At 50.7% G+C, this 2,010-nt stretch carries 2 pseudogenes; both read left to right on the top strand.

The annotated features are described in order from the left end of the window. A pseudogene (locus NTCA1_RS28225) lies at positions 1 to 705 on the top strand (hypothetical protein); the annotation flags it as partial. Then, positions 702 to 2,010, top strand: a pseudogene (locus tag NTCA1_RS28220) (hypothetical protein); the annotation flags it as partial. The pseudogenes NTCA1_RS28225 and NTCA1_RS28220, both read left to right, overlap by 4 nt.

Raw genomic sequence — 2,010 nt, 5'->3', positions numbered from 1 at the left:
CCAGTCTCCTCACGGAGCCTGAATCACACAAACCTAATCATATCAATGGGTCCTGACCCTAAGATTGACCGCACCAAGTTCCGAGTCTCTCACAAGACCGCAAAAATGGTGCGATCCAAGGGCAAGATCGGCATCTACGAAGAGGACAATTCGCGTGACGTGAACGCTCGGCATTACCTAGAGAGCGATCGTATGAAGCCTCATTATGAGGCTGCTATCGAGAATGCCGGCCTTGAAGCGCTCAAATATGCCCTTGAGGGGTGTAAGGCCGTTGATCTCCCAGATGATGCGCCCCCCGAGGCAATCGCCACGGTTGCCGCTGAACTTGACGTACCTGTGGAGCAAATTCGTGCCGCGCTAACTGGGGAAACGGATCTTTGGCTTTCATCGTGTCGGAGTTTCTACAACAGCCCCTTTGACGCACCTGGGAAGCCGTGCTCCAAATCCTTCTTCAAGTGCTTGGGGTGCGGCAACGCCCTTGTAACGCGGCGAACCCTACCCCGTGTCATCCGCTTCTTGCATCATATCGTAGAGAAACGCGCGACCATGTCGGACACCGACTGGCGGCTGAAATTTGGTGAAAGTCATACCCAAATTACTCGCGAAGTTCTGCCACGTTTCCCAGATGCCATCGTTGCCGAAGCGAGGGTGATCGCCCAGGGCATTGGCGCTGACATTCTAATTCTGCCGGAGTTGCTCGCATGATGAGTACAGCACCTCAGCCCAATATAGTCCCGCAACTCACCTCGGGGCTGGCGAAAAGCAAAACAATACCGGATGATCGCAAGGTCTACGCCATCAGTCCGCACGTTGATGCAGTATTTGGTCAGGATGTATGGGACCTATCCCCTGCGGAATCCGGCTCCCGCTCTGCAGGTACGCTAACGATTGATTTCAGCTATATATCACATAACAAACCCGCATTCCGGGTTATGGCGAAAGAGCTCGCATACTTTCGACTGAATGAGAAGCTTTCACCCAGCGTGAAAGTGCTCTCACCTTATACGTGTTGCCGAGAGCAAGTCCGACTGAAGCGCTTCTTGCGCTGGATCGACGCCTACCACCCCGATATTATTTCGCCTATTCAAATCACGCAATCGGTCATCCACGCATATCGGAAATGGATAGAGTCACATAAAGCCGAGGATGCGCTTGAGAACATAGCAGGCGGCAACACACGCGCAGACGAGGGAGTTAGCCCAGAAACCGTCTGGGCATATATGTCTCCCTTGAAATCTCTTGACCTCTATCGCGATTACTTATCGGAGCCGATGCCTTTTTCACCATATGATGGAAAAATGAGCGCATCATTTTTTGGGTTCGATAGTTCCAGTACAGACAACAAAACATCTGTGATAGCCGACGATGTATTACATCCAATGGTCACTGTTTCTCTGAGGTACATTGATCAGTACGTAGAAGACATCAGATCAATGGTGAATGAACGGATAGGGTTCTGGGAAAATCCAGAAAACAATTTTTCTGGGGCAGGGACTCGATCAGAATTTCCTGGATGGAAAACGGTAATCTCTGTCTGCTCAGCTTTAGGCATGCCTTGGCGGCCGCCTCTTGGCTCTGAGGGTTACCATGCAAACCACGAATTTCGCTCCGAGATGGGGAATTTTATCTCTGCGTGCGCTACTATCATCATGTATCTTTCCGGTATGCGTCCGTATGAAATATGCGCGCTTAAAAAAGACTGCCTTATTCCGGTAAAAGATTCTGTCACTGGAACGGTATTCCGATGGAAAGTGCGTGGCCTTCCCGCAAAAAAACGGAAACGCGCTGGTAAAAAGCTAAAGCTTGTTGATTGGGTCGTACCTGAACACGCGGCGCGTGCGATCATTGCATTGCAAGAAGTGCTTGAACCATTTCGGAAGCGCCTCGGCTCAGATCAACTTATATTGAACCTCGATGCCTTTATGCAGAAGGTCGATCGGACGGATGTCAGAGCCGGATTCGGAAGTTTCTCAATTTTGACAAAGCCTTGCGGTTCTGCGCGTGAGCATG

The organism is Novosphingobium sp. TCA1, assembly GCF_009811895.1.
GTDB classification, from domain to species: domain Bacteria; phylum Pseudomonadota; class Alphaproteobacteria; order Sphingomonadales; family Sphingomonadaceae; genus Novosphingobium; species Novosphingobium panipatense_A.
Note: the sequence above shows the minus strand (reverse complement) of the source record. Positions and strands in the feature narration are given on the sequence as shown.